Source organism: Arthrobacter sp. Y3223164 (assembly GCF_059091005.1).
Window position 1 is genome coordinate 1 of record NZ_JBNHGF010001001.1, and the last position, 251, is coordinate 251.

The following is a 251-nucleotide window of genomic DNA, read 5'->3' on the forward strand; positions in this document are numbered from 1 at the left end:
CTACACCGCGGTCGGGGTCGGCGTCGCCGCGGTGGGCGCCGCCGTCGTGCTTGCGGTCTTTCCGGGAGTCCCGGTCCTTGGTGTTGACGTCCGGGTCCAGGTCATCGGCGCGGCGCAGCTTCTCGTCGCTCTCCTGCTGGATGCCCTGGGCGTCCGCCTGCCGCTGCTCGGCAGCCTGGCGCAGGCGGTCGGCTTCAATCTTGGCACGCTCGGCTTCGACGGATCGGCAGAGCGTCGTGGAGGGACAGAGT

The 251-nt window shown here is 70.9% G+C and carries 1 pseudogene; it reads right to left on the minus strand.

From position 1 onward, the window contains the following. A pseudogene (locus AC5RUJ_RS19100) lies at window positions 1–251 on the minus strand (hypothetical protein); the annotation flags it as partial.